4 protein-coding genes are annotated in these 2,960 nt (G+C 72.5%); 2 read left to right on the forward strand and 2 right to left on the reverse strand.

Annotated elements, in window-relative coordinates; translation table 11 throughout:
* Positions 1 to 224 (reverse strand): amino acid kinase family protein (locus H5J30_RS24780; RefSeq protein ID WP_445194957.1); only part of this gene is annotated, 224 nt, incomplete at its 3' end.
* A gap of 296 nt (positions 225 to 520) precedes the next feature.
* On the opposite strand from H5J30_RS24780, the gene H5J30_RS24785 reads away from it, so the two are divergent.
* On the forward strand, positions 521 to 1,651 hold the full coding sequence (locus tag H5J30_RS24785) for a sensor histidine kinase (RefSeq protein ID WP_181789578.1): 1,131 nt from the start codon (positions 521 to 523) through the stop codon (positions 1,649 to 1,651).
* Entirely contained in the window at positions 1,648 to 2,313 is a 666-nt protein-coding gene (locus H5J30_RS24790; RefSeq protein WP_181789579.1) for a response regulator, read from the forward strand. The genes H5J30_RS24785 and H5J30_RS24790 overlap by 4 nt, the downstream gene beginning before the upstream one ends.
* A gap of 36 nt (positions 2,314 to 2,349) precedes the next feature.
* On the opposite strand, the gene H5J30_RS24795 is transcribed toward H5J30_RS24790, so the two are convergent.
* Positions 2,350 to 2,960, reverse strand: a 611-nt coding sequence (locus tag H5J30_RS24795; RefSeq protein WP_181789580.1) for an aromatic prenyltransferase, incomplete at its 5' end; no start/stop codon positions are given.

Consider the following 2,960-nt stretch of genomic DNA (forward strand, 5'->3'; position numbering starts at 1 on the left):
GACTCCGCCTCGCCCACGGCCAGCAGCTGGTCCAGCTCCCGGGACGCGGCCGGGGCGCCGACGTCGGCGGCCAGCCGCAGCAGTTCGTCGGTACGGCCGCCGCGGGCGGAGACGACCACGGCCACCTCCGGGCTGCGCCGCCAGGCCGCCTCGATGCGCAGGGCGGCGCGGCGGACGCGGTCGAGCGTCTGCAACGAGGTACCGCCGTATTTCTGGACGAGCACAGCCACAGTCGTTTCACCGCCTTCGTCGACCCGGTATGCCACGACAGTAAGCGCGGTTTTCCGCACCGCCCAACTACTCACCCGAGTAGTGGCGTCGAATTCAATGGGTCACGCCATCGCGAACGGCGTTACCGCGAACACGGGATGGCGGTGCCACGCCATAAGGAATTCGCGGGCCGTGGAATTCCCGGGTGCCGCGGCCGGCGTACCCGCCGTCAAACTACTGTGTGCGCGGTAGTCGGATACTCCTCCGCAAGCAGTACTCGGATGCCCCGAACTGCCGTTATGGTGCTCGTATGAGCGCACGGCTGTCCAAGGTCTGGGCCCGGGTCAAGAGCTTGGTGATCGCGGTCTGCGTAGCGGCCGTGCTCCTGATCACCGCGCTGGCCGGCGACCACGCCGCCTCGAAACTCGACCTGCTCGGCTACGGGCTGCTGGTGACCAGCGGCCTGGCGCTGGCCGGCACCGCGCGGGCCCCGGTGCCGATACTCGCGGTGACCGGCCTGTGCGTGGTGGGCTACAACGCCGCGGGCTTCGACGTACCCGCCGTCGCCTACCTGTTCGCCGTCTACGCCGCCGTGCGCTCCGGGCACCGGATCGTCACCGTCGCGGTGAGCGTGGTGCTGGTGCTCACCCTCCCGTACGCGGTGATGGCCGCCCCCGGCGACGGCCCCGCGGACGCCTTCGCGCAGGCCCGCGGCGTACTCGAACTCGCCTGGCTGATCGCCGCCGGCGCCGCGGGCGAGGCGCTGCGGCAGGCCGAGCGGCGGGCGGACGAGGCCGAGCGCACCCGCGAGGAGACCGCGCGGCTGCGTGCCACCGAGGAACGGCTGCACATAGCGCGGGAGTTGCACGACTCGCTCACCCACCAGATCTCCATCATCAAGGTGCAGTCCGAGGTCGCCGTCCATCTGGCCCGCAAGCGGGGCGAGGACGTCCCCGAGTCGCTGCTGGCGATCCAGGAGGCCGGCCGGGAGGCGACCCGGGAGCTGCGCGCGACGCTGGAGACGCTGCGCGACGAGGACGAACAGGCCCCGGCGCACGGGCTCGACCGGGTGCCGGAGCTGGTCGAGCGCACCCACGGCATAGGGCTGCACACGACGCTCACGATCGAGGGGCAGCGGCACGACGTGCCCGAGGCCGTGGGCCGTACCGCCTACCGGATCGTGCAGGAGTCGCTGACGAACACCGCCCGGCACGCGGCGGCCTCCACCGCCTCGATCCGCATCTCCTACCGCCCCGGCGCCCTCGCCATCCGCATCGACGACGACGGCACGGCCCGGCCCGGTCCCGCGCCCAAGCCCGGCGTCGGCCTGCTGGGGATGCGCGAGCGCGTCACCGCCCTCGGCGGCAGCCTGCGCGCCGAGCCGCGCACCGAGGGCGGCTTCACCGTCCAGGCCGAACTACCGGTGGCGAGAATCCCGTGATCCGTGTGCTCATGCTCGACGACCAGCCGCTGCTGCGCAGCGGGTTCCGCGCGCTGCTCGACGCCGAGGACGACATCGAGGTGGTCGCGGAGGCGGGCGACGGCAAGGAGGGGCTGGCGCTGGCGCGCGAGTTCCTGCCGGACCTCGCGCTGGTGGACCTGTCGATGCCGGTGATGGACGGCATCGAGACGACCCGGCAGATCGCCGCGGACCCGGCCCTGGCCCACATCCACGTCGTGATCCTCACCAACTACGGCCTGGACGAGAACGTGTTCAACGCGCTGCGCGCCGGCGCGGCCGGGTTCCTGGTCAAGGACATCCTGCCCGAGGACCTGCTGCACGCCGTGCGCGTGGCCGCCCGCGGCGACGCGCTGCTGGCGCCGTCGATCACCCGCCGGCTGATCAACAAGTACGTGTCCCAGCCGCCGCTGGACCCCTCCGCCGTCCGCGGCCTGGAGGAGCTGACCAACCGGGAGCGCGAGTCCGTCGCGCTCGCCGCGCAGGGGCTGTCCAACGACCAGATCGCCGACCGCATGGTGATCAGCCCGCTGACCGCGAAGACCCACATCAACCGGGCGATGTTCAAGCTGCACGCGCGCGACCGCGCCCAACTCGTCGTCATCGCCTACGAGTCCGGGCTGGTGACCCCGCGCGGCCGGTGAGCCGCCCGGCCGGCCGGCGGCGGGGCGGCCGGGCGGTCAGATGAAGTCCATCGTCCCGGCCCGCCAGCGGTAGTGCGACTCCAGCTTGTAGTACTCGCCCCCGGGCGCCACGGCGACGCCGTAGACGAACTTGCGGTCGCCGTCCCCGGCGGGGACGCCGCGCACGAACCGCTCGATCTCCGGCTCCACCCGGACCGGCAGTGCGGCCAGGTCGGGGGTGGTCACGGCGTAGCAGATCCGCTCGATGCGCGGCGCGTCCCAGCCGACGGTGACGTAGAGGCCGAACGCCTCCCGGCCGAGCTTGAGCATGTGCGGGCTCGGCGGCGCCATGCCCAGCTCGCGGAGCGTCGCGGTGATGGTCCCGGTCTCGAAGAGGCGCGGCGGCACGTCGTTGAAGTACACGTTGAGGGTGCGGTGGTGGTAGTCGACGCCGATGACGCCCACGCGGTCGGCGAGGCCGTGCCGGGCGAAGAAGCCGGCGTGCGCGGCCAGGGCGGGCGGCATCGCCGGCAGGTCGGCGAACTTGGCGATGTCCTGGAGGTCGTCGGGGGTGAAGAAGGCGTAGACCTTCTTGAAGCCGCCGACGATCCCGAAGTCGACGCCGTGGCTGTCGACCCGGCAGCGCCCCTGCACCTGCGCGAGGACGG

It is taken from the genome of Streptomyces phytophilus, assembly GCF_013870535.1.
GTDB lineage: Bacteria > Actinomycetota > Actinomycetes > Streptomycetales > Streptomycetaceae > Streptomyces > Streptomyces phytophilus.